This window comes from Pseudomonas sp. PME37.24/006, from assembly GCF_055556635.1.
This window is the reverse complement of sequence record NZ_JBVHNL010000001.1, coordinates 356301-370941: the sequence shown is the minus strand read 5'-3', so window position 1 is coordinate 370941 and position 14641 is coordinate 356301. Positions and strand designations below refer to the sequence as shown.

Below are 14641 nucleotides of genomic sequence, written 5' to 3'. Positions count from 1 at the left end.
CGTCTCAGGAGCGCGCGGCCCAATCGGCACGGCTGAAGAATTTCATGCTCACGGCGTGGATGCTGCCATCGGCGATCCAGGGATTGAGGTGAGCGTAAATTTGCTGCTGGCGCTTGACCGGGCTAAGGCTGGCCAGCTCGTCGCTGATCAGATTGAGCTGGAAGTTGCAGCCTTCGCCGTCGACCTCTACCTGAACCTCCGGCAGTTTGGTCTCCAAGAAACTTTTTACCTCAAGGGCCTGCATGCTCAACCTCGATCAACGTATTCAATAAGCGTGAACGTCGCATGGCGACATCTGTTTACAGCGTCCGAGCCAGCAATTGCGGAGAAGGTCAGGCAGCAACGCTGCTGGCTGCACGATCCGCCAGCGGCACTCGGCACGGGCCTGTAGACATGGGGCCGGCATCATAACAAAAAATTGCCAGAAGCAATTCTCGGTATCGAGCTGCGGCGCCAGAAGGTAATGACCGCGGCGTTTTGAATGCCTTAGGCTTCCAAGGGAAGCACATGGTGCAGCTCGCACACCTTGGCGATCCCATTCATGTCTTGGGGCAAGCCGCGAATGCTCAACACTTTGTCAGCATCCCGAGCATCGCGGGTATAGGCAAGCAGCAAAGACAAACCGACACTGCTGGACTTCTCCACCGCCGAACAATCGATCACGCAGGTACTTGCCTGGGTGGCCTGGATCAGCCGACCGCCCTGCTCACGCAGGGCCGGACCACTCTGATAATCGAGGACGCCGGAGAGCGCGAGAACGCCCGGCGCCTGTTCGACGATGGCCGCTGAACTCACGACGCCCCCCGGGCCTGACGCGCGCGGGCAACGGTGTCTGCCCAGCTGTCGATGACCTTGTCGAGATCGTTGCGGTTGTTCTGCATGGACTGCGCGAACTGATCGCGGAACAGCTTGCCAACGTTGATACCGTTGATCACTACGTTACGCAGCTTCCAGGTTCCGTCCATGGCAACCATGGTGTACGAAAGCGGATAGACCGTGCCCTTACCATCGCGGATTTCCATGTTGACCGAGGTACGCTGCGGATCCTGCTTGCCAGTGGCCGGCAGCACACGGATGTCCTGGTTGTTGTACTCAAGCAGCGCGTTGCCATAGAACTGCATCAGGCTGCGCTTGAAGTTTTCCTGGAAACGGGTCATCTGCTCGGGCGTGGCTTCACGCGAATAGCGCACCGTCATGACACTGCGGGCAACGCCATCGACATCCACGACCGGGCCGAGAATCTCGTTGAGCGAGTTGTAGAAGGCATCAGGATTGCTGCGGTACTGCTCCTTGTTGGCCTTGAGGTCGGCCAGGAGGGTCTGCGTGGTTCCCTGCACCACTTCATGGGCAGCAGGCGCGGCCACTGCCAGCAAGGGCATCGCAGCCAGCAAAGCGACAAGGCTGTTACGCATGGTCTTGATCATCATCGGGTACCTCATTGGCTGTCCTGATCTCTGTTGACCGAATTGAGCAGAAATTTGCCAATCAGATCCTCAAGCACCAGAGAAGACTGGGTGTCATGAATGGTTCCGCCATCGGCCAGCAACTCTTCATCGCCACCGACACTGATCCCCACGTACTTTTCACCGAGCAAGCCTGCGGTGAGAATCGACGCAGTAGAGTCCACCGGAAGATTGTCGACACTGCCGTCGAGTTCCATCGTTACGCGCCCGGTGTAACTGTCACGATCCAGATCGATCGCCGTCACACGACCGATGCTCACCCCCGCCATGGTCACTTTGGCGCGCATGGTGAGGCCGGCAATATTGTCGAAGTGCGCGTAGACCTTGTAGGTGTCGACGGCGTTGCCAGGTGCCAGGCCACTGACACGTAGAGCCAGCAACAGCAGGGCCAGCAGGCCGGCCAGGAGAAACAGGCCGACACCGATTTCCATCGAGCGGTTTTGCATCAGAAATCTCCAAACATCAAAGCGGTCAGAATGAAATCCAGCCCCAATACGGCCAGCGAGGCGTACACCACCGTTCGGGTGGTCGCGCGGCTGATACCTTCGGAGGTGGGCTCGCAGTCGTAACCCTGGAACACGGCGATCCAGGTAACGACGAAGGCGAAGACCAGGCTTTTGATTATCCCGTTGAGTACGTCCTCGCGGAACGAAACACTGTTTTGCATATTGGCCCAGAATGAGCCTTCGTAAACGCCCAGCCAGTCGACGGCGACCATCGCCCCGCCCCAGATGCCGACCACGCTGAAAATCATGGTCAGCAGCGGCATGGAGATGAAGCCGGCCCAAAGCCGCGGTGCAACGATGTGCTTGAGCGGGTCGACACCAATCATCGCCAGGCTCGACAACTGCTCGGTGGACTTCATGTTGCCGATCTCGGCGGTCAACGCAGAACCCGCGCGACCGGCGAATAGCAGCGCAGTGACCACCGGCCCCAGTTCACGCAGCAGAGTCAGCGCAACCATCTGCCCGACCGCCTGCTCGGAACCATACTTAGCAAGAATGCTGAAACCCTGCAGCGACAGCACCATGCCGATGAACAGGCCGGAAACCACGATAATCGCCAGTGAAAGGACGCCCACCGAATACAGCTGCTTGATCAACAACTGCAGCGAATTACCTGACGTACCCCGCCCGAACAGCGCGCGTAGCAGAAAGATCGTCGAACGCCCCAGCGTGGCAACCACGTCGATGCCCGCACGCCCGAACAGGCGCACGCGCTCGAGTGAAGATGTCCTGCGCATCAGCGCCTCCCCAGTAGATCGTCGTGGTAACTCGGCGCTTGAAAATGGAAGGGAACCGGCCCGTCCGGCGTTCCCTGCATGAACTGCCGTACCCGCGGATTCTCAGAGTCGCGCAGCTCGGCGGGTGTTCCCTGACCCAGCACTTGGCTGTCGCCAACTATATAAATGTAATCGGCGATGCTCGCTGTCTCCGCCAGATCGTGGGACACCACGATACTGGTGATGCCCAACGCATCGTTGAGCAAACGGATCAGGCGCACCAGCACGCCCATGGCAATTGGATCCTGCCCCACGAACGGCTCGTCATACATCAGTATCTGTGGATCCAGAGCAATTGCCCGAGCTAACGCAACGCGCCGCTTCATACCGCCGGAGAGCTCATCGGGCATCAACTCGATCGCGCCACGCAAGCCAACCGCCTGCAGCTTCATCAGAACAATGTCACGAATCATTTCTTCGGGCAGTTGAGTGTGTACACGCAGAGGAAATGCCACATTCTCGAACACATCCAGATCGGTAAACAGCGCACCACTCTGGAACAGCACGCCCATTTGCTTGCGCATGTCGAACAGTTCACTGCGCGACAGATCAGGCAGATTCAGGCCGTTGACGTGGATTTGGCCGCTGCTGGGCCGCAGCTCGGCCGCGATCAGCCGTAACAGCGTGGTTTTACCGCAGCCAGAGGGCCCCATGATCCCGGTAACCTTGCCCCGCGGGATGCATATGTCGACGTTCTTGAAGATGTGACGCTCGCCGCGCTGAAAACTTACGTTTTTAAGCTCGACCGCATACTGATTTTCGGCGCTCATCGGAACTCCATTACGTACTGCCTTCCTAATCTGACGCCCCGCATCGGAATAAGGACACGATGATCAGCCACACGGGCCCCAAAATGGTTGCGGACTATAGCATTTGCCCAATAGCCCACCAAAGCTGAGAACCCACGACGTTCAGGCTTGTGACAGCTTTGCCATTTCGCAGCCACGCCATGGATGATGAGTCGCGGAGTCTTTCCCGCTATAATCCCTGTCTTTTTCGTACAGCAGCCCAAGCAGAGCATGAACCAGACCCGCGACCTGATTGATTCCGCACAGCGCACCATCCGTCTAGAGATCGAGGCGGTACAAGAGCTGCTGCCCCGTATTGACGCTGACTTCGTCAAGGCGTGCGAGCTGATTCTCGCCAGCAAGGGCCGTGTGGTGGTGGTCGGGATGGGAAAATCCGGACATATCGGCAACAAGATTGCCGCGACCCTGGCCAGCACCGGCACCACCGCTTTCTTCGTGCACCCTGCTGAAGCCAGCCATGGCGACATGGGTATGATCACCCGTGACGACGTCGTCCTGGCCCTGTCCAACTCAGGCTCCACGGCCGAAATCGTGACCTTGCTGCCGCTGATCAAGCGCCTCGGCATCACCCTGATCAGCATGACCGGCAACCCCGAGTCGCCGCTCTCGAAGGCTGCCGAAGTCAACCTCGACACCCGCGTAGCCAAGGAAGCGTGCCCACTCAACCTGGCGCCGACCTCTTCCACCACCGCCTCCCTGGTACTGGGCGACGCCCTGGCCATCGCGCTGCTGGAAGCCCGCGGTTTCACTGCCGAAGACTTCGCCTTCTCCCATCCCGGTGGCGCCCTGGGTCGTCGCCTGCTGCTCAAAGTCGAGAACGTCATGCACGCTGGCGACAGCCTGCCCAAGGTCAATCGTGGCACCAGCCTGCGCGAAGCCCTGCTTGAAATGACCCAGAAGGGCCTGGGCATGACCGCCGTACTGGAAGACGACGGCCGCCTGGCCGGGGTCTTCACCGACGGTGACCTGCGCCGCGCCCTGGATAAAGGTATCGATGTGCGTGATGCGTGCATCGACGACGTCATGACGCCCAACGGCAAAACCGCTCGTGCTGATATGCTTGCCGCCGAGGCCCTGAAAATAATGGAAGACAACAAGATCAGCGCGCTGGTAGTGATCGATACCAGTGGTCGTCCTGTAGGCGCCTTCAACCTTGGCGATCTGCTGCGCGCGGGAGTGATGTGATGAACGACCTGCTGCAGCGCACTCACGCCATCAAACTGGCGATTTTCGATGTCGACGGCGTACTCACCGACGGCAAGCTGTATTTTCTCGTTGATGGCAGCGAGTTCAAGACCTTCAATACCCTGGATGGCCAGGGCATCAAGATGCTGATCAACTCTGGCGTACGAACGGCCATCATCAGCGGCCGCAAGACTCCCGTAGTCGAGCGCCGCGCACAGAACCTGGGTATCCAGCATTTGTACCAGGGCCGTGAAGACAAACTCGACGTGCTCGACGAGCTGCTCGCCGAGCTGGGCCTCAGTTACGAGCAGGTGGCCTACCTGGGTGACGACTTGCCGGATCTGCCGGTAATCCGCCGTGTCGGCCTGGGTATGGCGGTAGCCAGCGGCAACGAATTTGTGCGCGAGCATGCCCACGGCGTCACACAAGCGCGCGGCGGCGAAGGTGCGGCACGCGAATTCTGCGAACTGATCATGCGTGGCCAGGGTACTCTCGAAGCCGCCCAAGCGGCCTACCTTTAGGGGTTTACTGATGTTGCGCAAATTCATCACACCCGTCCTGCTGACCTTCGGCGCCCTGCTGCTGGTGGCAGCCGGGTACTGGAACATCAACCCGGACAGTTTCTCCAGCGCGCCACAGCAGAGCGGCCCGGACAACCCGATCGACTTCTACGCCGTGAACGCCCGCAGCGTGCAGTACCTGCCCGACGGCAAGGTACAGAGCGACATGACCAGTGATCTGCTCGAGCATGTGCAGAGTACCGACGTCACCCTACTGACCGAACCGCGCATGAACCTGTTCCGGGGCACCGAGCTTCCCTGGAAAGTACGCAGCGCACGCGGCGAGGTAGGCCCCGATGGCGACGAGGTCGAATTGATCGACCAGGTGCGGGTGGAACGCACAGACGAAAAGGGCCGCGCCACTATACTTACCACCAGCCGCCTGACCGTATTCCCACAGAAGGAATATGCGCAGACCCAGCAAGCCGTTAGAATCGACGCGGCCAACGGGGTGACCACGGCACAAGGAATGAAAGCGTACTTGAATGACGGCAGGATGCTCCTGCAGTCCAACGTAAGAGGCCAGCATGAGGTTCGTTAAAACCCTCCCCCTACTTCTCAGCCTCGGCGCCACGCTCGGAAGCGCAAGCGCCTGGGCTCTGCCGAGCGACCGTGATCAACCGATCCGCGTGCAGGCCGACAGTGCTGAGCTGGACGACAAACAAGGCGTTGCAGTGTATCGCGGCGACGTCGTCATCACTCAGGGCACCCTGAAAATCACTGGCGACACCGTCACCATCACCCAGAACGCAAAGGGTGAGGTCGATGTGTTCACCTCGGTGGGCAAACCCGCCTATTACGAGCAGAAGCCCTCGGCCGACAAGCAGATCGTCAAGGCTTACGGCCTGACCATCCAGTACTTTGCTGCCAATGAGCGCATCGTACTGATCGACCAGGCCAAGGTGGTTCAGGAAGGCAACACCTTCGAAGGCGAGAAAATCGTCTATGACACCCAGCGACAGATCGTCAATGCAGGCCGCGCCACGGGCACCAATGTGTCGACGCCGCGCCCGCGTATCGACATGGTGATCCAGCCGCAGAAAAAACCCGCCGCTGAGCAGGGCCAATAACGATGGCAACTCTGAAAGCCCAGCACCTGGCCAAAAGCTATAAAGGTCGCCAGGTCGTTCGCGACGTAAGCCTGAGCATCGACAGCGGGCAGATCGTCGGCTTGCTCGGCCCCAACGGCGCCGGCAAGACCACCTGCTTCTACATGATCGTCGGTCTGGTTCAGGCCGATCAGGGCCGCGTACTGATCGACGATCTCGACGTCAGCCACCAGCCCATGCACGGCCGCGCCCGCGCCGGTATAGGCTACCTGCCTCAGGAAGCGTCGATCTTCCGCAAGCTCAGTGTGTCCGATAACATCATGGCGATCCTGGAAACGCGCAAGGATCTGAGCCGCGCGCAGCGGCTGCAGGAACTGGAGGGCCTACTGCAGGAATTCCACATCACCCACATTCGCGACAACCTGGGCATGAGCCTGTCGGGTGGTGAGCGCCGCCGTGTAGAAATCGCCCGCGCCCTTGCAACATCACCGAAATTCATCCTTCTCGACGAGCCCTTCGCCGGCGTCGACCCGATTTCGGTCGGTGACATCAAGCAAATCATTCACCACCTCAAAGCCAAAGGCATTGGGGTGCTGATCACCGACCACAATGTGCGCGAAACCCTGGATATCTGCGAGACCGCCTATATCGTCAGCGACGGCCAACTGATCGCCGAGGGCGACTCCGCTGCGATCCTGGCCAACCAGATGGTAAAGGAAGTCTACCTGGGCCACGAATTCCGCCTGTAACGGTTTTCCCACCGATGGGCATCCAGAGCCTGTTACCCCACGACATGGTCGTAATGAAATGGTAACGGGCTCTAGGCAAACCACTCGGGTTCAGGCATATAATTTGCTTCCTAGTGGCGCTTTGGCGCCCTGTCGTGGATTGCGCACAGACGCCAGATAAGGTCTGCAATGAAACCATCGCTAGTCCTGAAAATGGGCCAGCAGCTGACGATGACACCGCAGCTGCAACAAGCCATTCGCCTGCTCCAACTGTCGACTCTCGATCTGCAACAGGAGATCCAGGAGGCGCTGGAGTCGAATCCGATGCTCGAGCGTCAGGAAGAAGGCGACGACTTCGACAATTCGGATCCCATGGCCGACGGTGCGGAAAGTGCCACCACTGCGACTGCTCAGGAAGAGAAATTTCAGGAGCCGACCTTCCAGGAAAACACCCAGACCGTCGACAATCTGGAAGAAGGCGACTGGGGTGAACGCATCCCCAGCGAACTACCCGTAGACACAGCCTGGGAAGACGTCTACCAGACCAGCGCCAGCAGCCTGCCAAGCAATGACGACGACGAGTGGGACTTCACCACTCGCACCTCCGCCGGCGAGAGCCTGCAGAGCCATATGCTTTGGCAACTCAATCTGGCGCCGATGTCCGACAAGGATCGCCTGATCGCCGTTACCCTGATCGACTGCATCAACGCTCAGGGCTACCTCGAAGAAACTCTCGAAGAAATTACCGACGCCTTCGACCCCGAACTCGATGTCGAGCTCGATGAAGTCGAAGCCGTGCTGCACCGCATCCAGCAGTTCGAGCCTTCCGGCATCGCCGCCCGCGACCTGCGCGAGTGCCTGCTTCTGCAATTGCGTCAGCTACCGACCAGTACACCCTGGCTGAGCGAAGCTCAGCGCCTCACCAGCGACTACCTCGACCTGCTCGGCAGCCGCGACTACAGCCAGTTGATGCGCCGCATGAAGCTCAAGGAAGACGAGCTACGCCCGGTTATCGAGCTAATTCAGAGCCTCAACCCGCGCCCTGGCTCGCAGATCGAGTCGAGCGAGCCCGAGTACGTGGTGCCTGACGTGATCGTGCGCAAGCACAACGATCGCTGGCTGGTGGAGCTCAACCAGGAAGCCATGCCGCGCCTACGCGTCAACGCGCAGTACGCAGGCTTCGTGAAACGCGCCGACTCCAGCGCCGACAACACCTTCATGCGCAATCAGTTGCAGGAAGCACGCTGGTTCATCAAGAGCCTGCAGAGTCGCAACGAGACCCTGATGAAGGTCGCGACGCAGATCGTCGAGCATCAGCGCGGCTTCCTCGACTACGGCGACGAAGCCATGAAGCCGCTGGTACTGCATGACATCGCGGAAGCGGTAGGCATGCATGAGTCGACCATTTCCCGCGTCACCACCCAGAAGTACATGCATACGCCGCGTGGCATTTACGAGCTGAAATACTTCTTCTCCAGCCACGTCAGCACCTCCGAAGGCGGCGAATGTTCGTCCACCGCGATCCGCGCGATCATCAAAAAACTGGTCGCCGCGGAAAATGCGAAAAAGCCATTGAGCGATAGCAAGATCGCTGGTTTACTGGAAGCACAGGGCATTCAAGTGGCGCGCCGCACAGTCGCCAAGTACCGTGAATCGCTCGGTATAGCGCCTTCGAGCGAACGCAAGCGATTGATGTAAGCGCCCTTGTAGGGGCATCTCTAAAAACGTTGGCGAGGCAGTTAACGCAGCGGTAACAACGTAGGCAGTTTTTAGAGTTGCCCCGTAGCAAGCCCCAGTGTTCCTGCGGCAGGTCTATAGCCTGCCACTCACACACGGCAACAAGGAGAAGCGGTATGCAAGTCAACATCAGTGGACACCAGCTGGATGTGACAGACGCACTACGCAGCTACATCGAGGAAAAGCTCGGACGTCTCGAGCGGCACTTCGACAAGATCACCAATGTGCAGGTCATCCTGGAGGTCGAGAAGCTCAAGCAGAAAGTCGAAGCTACCTTGCATATCGCCGGAGGCGAAGTGGTGGCAAATGCCGAGCATGAAGACATGTACGCTGCCATTGATCTACTGACCGACAAACTTGACCGCCAACTCATCAAGCACAAGGAAAAACAGCTCGACCGCCAGCAGGGCGCAATGGCCCGCTGACCTCGTCCTTATCCTATGATCCGACTTGAAAATATCCTGACCCCCGGCCGTTCCCTCGTGAACGTGCCGGGCGGCAGTAAAAAGCGTGTACTCGAACAGATAGCTGCCGTGATCGCGAGCGACCTGCCCGATCTCGACGGCCAGACCATCTATGAAAGCCTGATCGCCCGGGAAAAACTCGGTTCGACCGGTTTTGGCAATGGCATCGCCATTCCCCACTGCCGCCTACCCGGCTGCAGCTCACCGATCAGTGCACTGCTGAAACTCAACGCTGCGGTCGACTTCGACGCCATCGATGGTGCGCCCGTCGATTTGCTGTTCGTGCTGCTGGTTCCCGAAGCAGCGACCGATGAGCACCTGGAACTGCTGCGCCAGATCGCCAGCATGTTCGACCGCGAGGACGTTCGCGAGCGGCTGCGCCAGGCTCAAGACAGTGAATCGCTGTACCAGACCGTAGTGAACGTGCAGAACGGCCAATAGCCCTACAGGATTAGCCCATGCGCCTGATCATCGTCAGCGGCCGTTCCGGCTCGGGCAAGAGCACCGCTCTCGACGTGCTCGAGGACAACGGTTTCTATTGCATCGACAACCTGCCTGCCGGCCTGCTTCCGGAGCTGGCCGAACGGGCGTTGTTGCATACCGAGCTGTTGCACCCACAAGTGGCGGTATCGATAGACGCACGCAACCTGCCTAGCCAGCTCAAGCGCTTTTCCGAACTGCTTGATGAAGTGCGCGGCCGCAACATCCGTTGCGATGTCCTGTATCTGGACGCCAGCGAAGAAACCCTGCTCAAGCGCTTTTCGGAGACGCGCAGACGTCACCCGCTGACCAACGACCAGCGCTCGCTGGCCGAAGCCATGGTCGACGAGACCAAACTACTGAGCCCGATCATCGACCGTGCCGATCTGAAGATCGACACCACTCACCTGAATCTCTACCAACTGCGCGACACCCTCAAGCTGCGCCTGCTCAACCAGCCGGAACCGGGTACCGCCTACCTGATCGAATCCTTCGGTTTCAAACGGGGGATGCCGGTGGATGCAGATCTAGTGTTTGACGTGCGCTGCCTGCCCAATCCCTACTGGAAACCCGAACTGCGTGACTTCACCGGCCTCGAGCAGCCGGTCGAGGAATACCTGGCAGCCCAGGAGGACGTCCAGGACATGTACCAGGACATCTTCACCTATCTGCACAAGTGGCTGCCGCGCTTCGCTGCCAGCAACCGCTCTTACGTTACCGTTGCGATCGGCTGCACGGGCGGCCACCATCGCTCGGTGTACCTCGCCAACCGCCTGGGGCACGCCCTCAAACCGCTGCTGAAGAATGTTCAGATCCGCCACCGCGACCTCAGTTAAGGAATTGCCGCGATGCCCGCCTGTGAAATCACCATCATCAACAAACTCGGCCTGCACGCGCGCGCGGCCGCCAAGTTCGTCGGGGTCGCGGGGCGTTTTCCCTGCCAGGTGAGAATCGGGCGTAGCGTCGAGAGCCTCGTAGATGGCAAGAGCATCATGGCGGTGATGATGCTCGCCGCCGGCAAGGGCACCATCGTGCACCTGGCGACCGAGGGCGAGCGGGAAGAGGAAGCCCTGCAGGCGCTGATTGACCTGATCAATAACTACTTCGACGAAGGCGAGTGATCGCCCTCAGACGTTCAGGGCATTGCCCACAGCCAACATCAACACGAACCCCGATGCAAAACCCAGTACAGCCGGTGGCATGTCACTGCGTCGATACAGCTTGGGAATGATCTCGCGTATCACCACGAAGAGCATTGCCCCCGCCGCGATCGCCAGCCCCCAGGGCAGCAACTGCAACGACACGCCGACCAACCAGGCCGAAAGCAGCGCGAACAGCGGCTCGACCAACCCGGAGGCGGCGCCGCAAAAAACCGCCTTCCATCGCGACATTCCTGCCCCGGCCAGCACCAGGGCAATGATCAGCCCCTCGGGTACGTCCTGCAACGCAATCCCCAGCGCCAATCCGTCGGCATTAGACAGATTGGCCGCGGCCGCCACACCGACCGCCATTCCTTCCGGCACGTTGTGCAGAACGATGGCGATAACGAACAGCCAGACGCTCAAGCCGACGCCCTGATCTGCCTGCATGTTCGCTCGCGATGTACGAGACAACCAGTGGCCCAGCACCCATAAGGCACCAGCACCGAGCACCACTCCTGCGGCGACCAGCAGCGAGCCCTGACTAGCGCTCAGGCCCAGCTCGTGAGTCAGCTGAAAAGCCGGCGGAAGGAGTGAAAAAAGACTGGCAGCGAGCATCATGCCCCCACCGAAACCCAGCATGGCCGTGTAAGAACGTGCCGAAATGCTGCGCATGAAAATAACTGGCAAGGCACCCAGTGCTGTGCCAAGAGCACACAGCATGCCGCCTTGCCAGGCATACCAGAGAGCCGGCGAAAGCCGGCTCTGCAAACCACTCCAGACCTTGAGGGCAAGAATGATCCCGCCGCCAACGAGCAGCATCAGGCCCAATGCATAGCGAAAGGAACGGCCATTGGCCGCGATCAACTCGTGCAGTGGGCTCATGCGTACACTCGATGCCGGCTCATAGGCATGCAATCAAGCCAGAGCTGCCTGATAGCGACGCGCCACTTCGGCCCAATCGACGACGTTGTAGAACGCACCGATGTATTCGGGGCGACGGTTCTGGTAGCGCAGGTAGTAGGCATGCTCCCACACGTCCAGACCCAGAATCGGCGTATTACCGTTCATCAGCGGGCTGTCCTGGTTACCGGTGCTTTCAACCACCAGCTTCTTCTGTGGCGTTACGCTGAGCCAGGCCCAGCCGCTGCCGAAGCGGGTCAGTGCGGCTTTGGTGAAGGCTTCCTTGAAAGCCTCCAGGCCACCCAGCTGGCTGTCGATGGCGGCTTTCAACTCACCTTGGGGCTCACCACCGCCACTGGTGCTCATCACGCTCCAGAACAGCGAATGGTTGGCATGCCCACCACCGTTGTTGATCACCGCACCGCGCTTGTCTTCCGGCACTTCCTTGAGACGAGTGAGCAGCTCTTCGACCGGCAGCTCGCCAAGCGAGTTGCCTTCCAAAGCGGCATTGAGGTTGTTGACGTAGGTCTGATGGTGCTTGCTGTGATGGATTTCCATGGTTTGCGCATCGATGTGCGGTTCCAGGGCATCGTAGGCGTAAGGCAGAGCAGGCAGGCTATACGGCATGGTTTCACTCCTTCTAATGGTACTGACGAACGACAGACGCTGGGCGTTCTGCCGGTGAAGCATCGCCAGGCGCATGAGCGCCCAACAATCGATCCGTACGGGGGTAGGCCCCGTGCTCGGCGACAAAGTTCAACAGACTGGTGTAGGTTCGGCCGCTGTGATTGAGTGCAGCCTGGCGCAAGGACGGCGACAGATGCTCACTGCCCATGCAGCGCAACAGGTGTTCATGGCAGGCACAGAGGTGCTCGGCGGACTCTTCCGGATGACCGATCATCAGTTGCAGATCGGCCAGGTTATGCTGAGAAACGACGAAAGCCGCCACCGCAGCATCGGCATCCCGCCAGCGCTCGAACAGTACCTGGGCAAGCGCCAGCGCCTGCAGATACTGCTCCCGCGCCTCGACCCAGGAACCTTCGGCGAAGTAGCGGTTACCGGCCTGGATGAGTCGCTTCCACTGCTCCATGGGATTGCCTCCTCGCCCTGAGGCGAAAATGCGCAGGCCACATGACCTGCGCGGCGGTTTCAACGGTTACAGACCACCTTCGGTAAGGCGTTCCGGGTTGAGCAACTGCTCCAGCTCGGTACGTCCCAGATCGGTCATTTCCTCGGCCACGTCGATGATCGGCCGACCTTCGCGATACGCCTTCTTGGCGATTTCCGCAGCCTTCTGGTAACCGATCAGCGGGTTCAGCGCTGTCACCAGAATCGGGTTGCGGCCCAGTGCTTCCTTGAGCTTCGGCTCGTTGACCTTGAAGCTGGCGATGGCGCGATCCGCCAGCAGGCGGCTGGCGTTGGCCAGCAACTCGATGCTGCCGAGCAGATTGTGAGCGATCACCGGCAGCATCACGTTCAGCTCAAAATTGCCGGACTGCCCCGCCACCGCAATGGTGGTGTCGTTACCGATGACCTGGGCCGCAACCATGGCAGTGGCTTCCGGGATCACCGGATTGACCTTGCCCGGCATGATCGAGGAACCAGGTTGCAGTGCTTCGAGTTCGATCTCGCTCAGGCCGGCCAGCGGACCGGAGTTCATCCAGCGCAGGTCGTTGGCGATCTTCATCAACGACACTGCCGTGGTCTTTAGTTGCCCGGACAGCGCCACCGCAGTGTCTTGAGAGCCGATCAGCGCGAAGAAGTTGATACCCGGGGTGAATTGGCGCCCGGTCAGCGCATTGAGCTCCTGACAGAATAGTTCGGAAAATCGCGGATGCGCATTGATGCCGGTACCGACCGCAGTACCACCTTGGGCCAGTGCCTGGAGCGCCGGCAGCAGGCTGGTGAGCAGCTGGATGTTGCCCTGAATCTGTTGCGCCCAGCCATCGAGCACCTGGCTCATGCGCACCGGCATGGCATCCATCAGGTGCGTACGGCCGGTCTTCACGAAGGGTTGCACCTCGAGGGACTTCTCGCAGAGCACCTTGAGCAGGTGGCCAAGCGCCGGTAGCAGATGTTCACTAACCTCGATGGCGGCACTGACATGGATGGTGGTGGGGATGATGTCATTGCTGCTCTGGCCGCAGTTGACATGATCATTGGGGTTCACCGGCTCGCCGAGAATGCCCGTGGCGAGGGTGGCGATCACTTCGTTGGCATTCATGTTGGAGCTGGTGCCGGAACCGGTCTGGAACACGTCCACCGGGAAGTGCTGCATGAAATCATCGGCCAGCAGCTGCTGGCATGCCGCAACGATGGCATCGCCCTGGGCAGGCAGGATCTGCTCCAGATCCACGTTGGCACGGGCGGCGGCGGCCTTGGCCAGCACCAACGCACGAATGAACGCCTTGGGCATGGCCAGCCCCGATACCGGGAAGTTGTTGACTGCACGCTGGGTCTGGGCACCGTAGAGGGCCTCGGCGGGGACGGCCAGTTCGCCCATGCTGTCGCGTTCTATGCGGGTGTTACTCATAGGGATTTCCTTCTGCCAATTCGGATATCGAAAGAGAGGGCTGCATGCGCAAGGTGGCCAGGCGGTTGCGAACGCTATTCAGGCTGTGTTGCTGATCGCGGCTGGTCGCCAGGTGCTGCAGCGCGTAGAGGGAGCGGTAGGCGTGATCCAGGCAGACACTGCGCCAGTGCCAGGGCAGCGCCGTATCGCAGGCGGTATCCATGAGCAGATTCAGGGTGGTCAGTGACATCCGCCAGGGACACAGCCGACCGTGCTCGACCAGTTGGCGACCCTGCGCCCAGTGAAGCTCGAGCAGCCTTGGTTCATCAG

The 14641-nt window shown here is 59.9% G+C and carries 21 protein-coding genes; 10 read left to right on the top strand and 11 right to left on the bottom strand.

Going from position 1 to position 14641, the window contains the following annotated elements; all coding sequences use genetic code 11:
* Positions 1 to 4: 4 nt before the first annotated feature.
* The 6 genes from ACZ3GY_RS01685 to ACZ3GY_RS01660 all read right to left on the bottom strand — a co-directional run bounded on the left by ACZ3GY_RS01685 (position 5) and on the right by ACZ3GY_RS01660 (position 3515).
* Positions 5 to 244 carry a BolA family protein gene (locus ACZ3GY_RS01685; protein WP_225835224.1) on the bottom strand — a complete coding sequence of 80 codons (240 nt, stop codon included), beginning with the start codon at positions 242 to 244 and terminating at the stop codon, positions 5 to 7.
* A 242-nt stretch (positions 245 to 486) separates the two neighbouring features.
* Positions 487 to 795, bottom strand: a complete 309-nt coding sequence (locus tag ACZ3GY_RS01680; protein ID WP_465908726.1) for an STAS domain-containing protein — start codon at positions 793 to 795, stop codon at positions 487 to 489.
* Positions 792 to 1424 (bottom strand): MlaC/ttg2D family ABC transporter substrate-binding protein, encoded by a 633-nt coding sequence (locus tag ACZ3GY_RS01675; protein ID WP_465909211.1) that lies wholly within the window; start codon positions 1422 to 1424, stop codon positions 792 to 794. The genes ACZ3GY_RS01680 and ACZ3GY_RS01675 overlap by 4 nt, the downstream gene beginning before the upstream one ends.
* 11 nt (positions 1425 to 1435) lie before the next feature.
* Positions 1436 to 1909 (bottom strand): outer membrane lipid asymmetry maintenance protein MlaD, encoded by a 474-nt coding sequence (gene mlaD / locus ACZ3GY_RS01670; RefSeq protein ID WP_465908725.1) that lies wholly within the window; start codon positions 1907 to 1909, stop codon positions 1436 to 1438.
* Entirely contained in the window at positions 1909 to 2706 is a 798-nt protein-coding gene (gene mlaE / locus ACZ3GY_RS01665; RefSeq protein WP_225835229.1) for a lipid asymmetry maintenance ABC transporter permease subunit MlaE, read from the bottom strand. Before mlaE ends, mlaD begins: the two co-directional genes overlap by 1 nt.
* Complete coding sequence (locus ACZ3GY_RS01660; RefSeq protein ID WP_465908724.1) at positions 2706 to 3515, bottom strand: ATP-binding cassette domain-containing protein; 810 nt, start codon at positions 3513 to 3515, stop codon at positions 2706 to 2708. Before ACZ3GY_RS01660 ends, mlaE begins: the two co-directional genes overlap by 1 nt.
* A gap of 249 nt (positions 3516 to 3764) precedes the next feature.
* Between ACZ3GY_RS01660 and ACZ3GY_RS01655 the strand changes: the two genes are divergently transcribed.
* The 10 genes from ACZ3GY_RS01655 to ACZ3GY_RS01610 all read left to right on the top strand — a co-directional run bounded on the left by ACZ3GY_RS01655 (position 3765) and on the right by ACZ3GY_RS01610 (position 10878).
* Positions 3765 to 4739 carry a KpsF/GutQ family sugar-phosphate isomerase gene (locus tag ACZ3GY_RS01655; protein WP_225835233.1) on the top strand — a complete coding sequence of 325 codons (975 nt, stop codon included), beginning with the start codon at positions 3765 to 3767 and terminating at the stop codon, positions 4737 to 4739.
* Complete coding sequence (locus ACZ3GY_RS01650) at positions 4739 to 5260, top strand: KdsC family phosphatase (protein WP_225835234.1); 522 nt, start codon at positions 4739 to 4741, stop codon at positions 5258 to 5260. The genes ACZ3GY_RS01655 and ACZ3GY_RS01650 overlap by 1 nt, the downstream gene beginning before the upstream one ends.
* 10 nt (positions 5261 to 5270) lie before the next feature.
* On the top strand, positions 5271 to 5840 hold the full coding sequence (gene lptC, locus ACZ3GY_RS01645) for an LPS export ABC transporter periplasmic protein LptC (RefSeq protein WP_463563652.1): 570 nt from the start codon (positions 5271 to 5273) through the stop codon (positions 5838 to 5840).
* Positions 5827 to 6369, top strand: coding sequence for a lipopolysaccharide transport periplasmic protein LptA (gene lptA / locus ACZ3GY_RS01640; RefSeq protein ID WP_463563651.1), 543 nt, complete (start codon positions 5827 to 5829; stop codon positions 6367 to 6369). The genes lptC and lptA overlap by 14 nt, the downstream gene beginning before the upstream one ends.
* A gap of 2 nt (positions 6370 to 6371) precedes the next feature.
* Positions 6372 to 7097 carry an LPS export ABC transporter ATP-binding protein gene (gene lptB, locus ACZ3GY_RS01635; protein WP_463563650.1) on the top strand — a complete coding sequence of 242 codons (726 nt, stop codon included), beginning with the start codon at positions 6372 to 6374 and terminating at the stop codon, positions 7095 to 7097.
* A gap of 168 nt (positions 7098 to 7265) precedes the next feature.
* Positions 7266 to 8774: an RNA polymerase factor sigma-54 gene (locus ACZ3GY_RS01630; RefSeq protein ID WP_465908723.1), complete on the top strand. Its 1509-nt coding sequence runs from the start codon at positions 7266 to 7268 to the stop codon at positions 8772 to 8774.
* A 155-nt stretch (positions 8775 to 8929) separates the two neighbouring features.
* Positions 8930 to 9238, top strand: a complete 309-nt coding sequence (gene hpf, locus ACZ3GY_RS01625; protein WP_042554809.1) for a ribosome hibernation-promoting factor, HPF/YfiA family — start codon at positions 8930 to 8932, stop codon at positions 9236 to 9238.
* A gap of 15 nt (positions 9239 to 9253) precedes the next feature.
* Positions 9254 to 9718 (top strand): PTS IIA-like nitrogen regulatory protein PtsN, encoded by a 465-nt coding sequence (gene ptsN / locus ACZ3GY_RS01620; protein WP_463563648.1) that lies wholly within the window; start codon positions 9254 to 9256, stop codon positions 9716 to 9718.
* A gap of 17 nt (positions 9719 to 9735) precedes the next feature.
* Positions 9736 to 10593: an RNase adapter RapZ gene (rapZ, locus tag ACZ3GY_RS01615; RefSeq protein ID WP_225835244.1), complete on the top strand. Its 858-nt coding sequence runs from the start codon at positions 9736 to 9738 to the stop codon at positions 10591 to 10593.
* A 12-nt stretch (positions 10594 to 10605) separates the two neighbouring features.
* The gene (locus ACZ3GY_RS01610; RefSeq protein ID WP_225835246.1) at positions 10606 to 10878 is read left to right on the top strand and encodes an HPr family phosphocarrier protein; all 273 of its coding nucleotides are present in this window, start codon (positions 10606 to 10608) and stop codon (positions 10876 to 10878) included.
* Positions 10879 to 10884: 6 nt separating this feature from the next.
* Here the strand turns inward: ACZ3GY_RS01610 and ACZ3GY_RS01605 are convergent, their stop codons facing one another.
* From ACZ3GY_RS01605 to ACZ3GY_RS01585, 5 genes are all read right to left on the bottom strand, one after another.
* Complete coding sequence (locus ACZ3GY_RS01605; RefSeq protein ID WP_465908721.1) at positions 10885 to 11781, bottom strand: ZIP family metal transporter; 897 nt, start codon at positions 11779 to 11781, stop codon at positions 10885 to 10887.
* 33 nt (positions 11782 to 11814) lie between these two features.
* On the bottom strand, positions 11815 to 12426 hold the full coding sequence (locus ACZ3GY_RS01600; protein ID WP_465908720.1) for a superoxide dismutase: 612 nt from the start codon (positions 12424 to 12426) through the stop codon (positions 11815 to 11817).
* A gap of 13 nt (positions 12427 to 12439) precedes the next feature.
* A complete protein-coding gene (locus ACZ3GY_RS01595; protein WP_225835252.1) occupies positions 12440 to 12889 on the bottom strand; it encodes a DUF2753 family protein in 450 nt (149 codons plus the stop codon).
* 66 nt (positions 12890 to 12955) lie between these two features.
* Positions 12956 to 14332 (bottom strand): class II fumarate hydratase, encoded by a 1377-nt coding sequence (locus ACZ3GY_RS01590; protein ID WP_465908718.1) that lies wholly within the window; start codon positions 14330 to 14332, stop codon positions 12956 to 12958.
* Positions 14325 to 14561: a hypothetical protein gene (locus ACZ3GY_RS01585; RefSeq protein ID WP_465908717.1), complete on the bottom strand. Its 237-nt coding sequence runs from the start codon at positions 14559 to 14561 to the stop codon at positions 14325 to 14327. Before ACZ3GY_RS01585 ends, ACZ3GY_RS01590 begins: the two co-directional genes overlap by 8 nt.
* Positions 14562 to 14641: the final 80 nt, after the last annotated feature.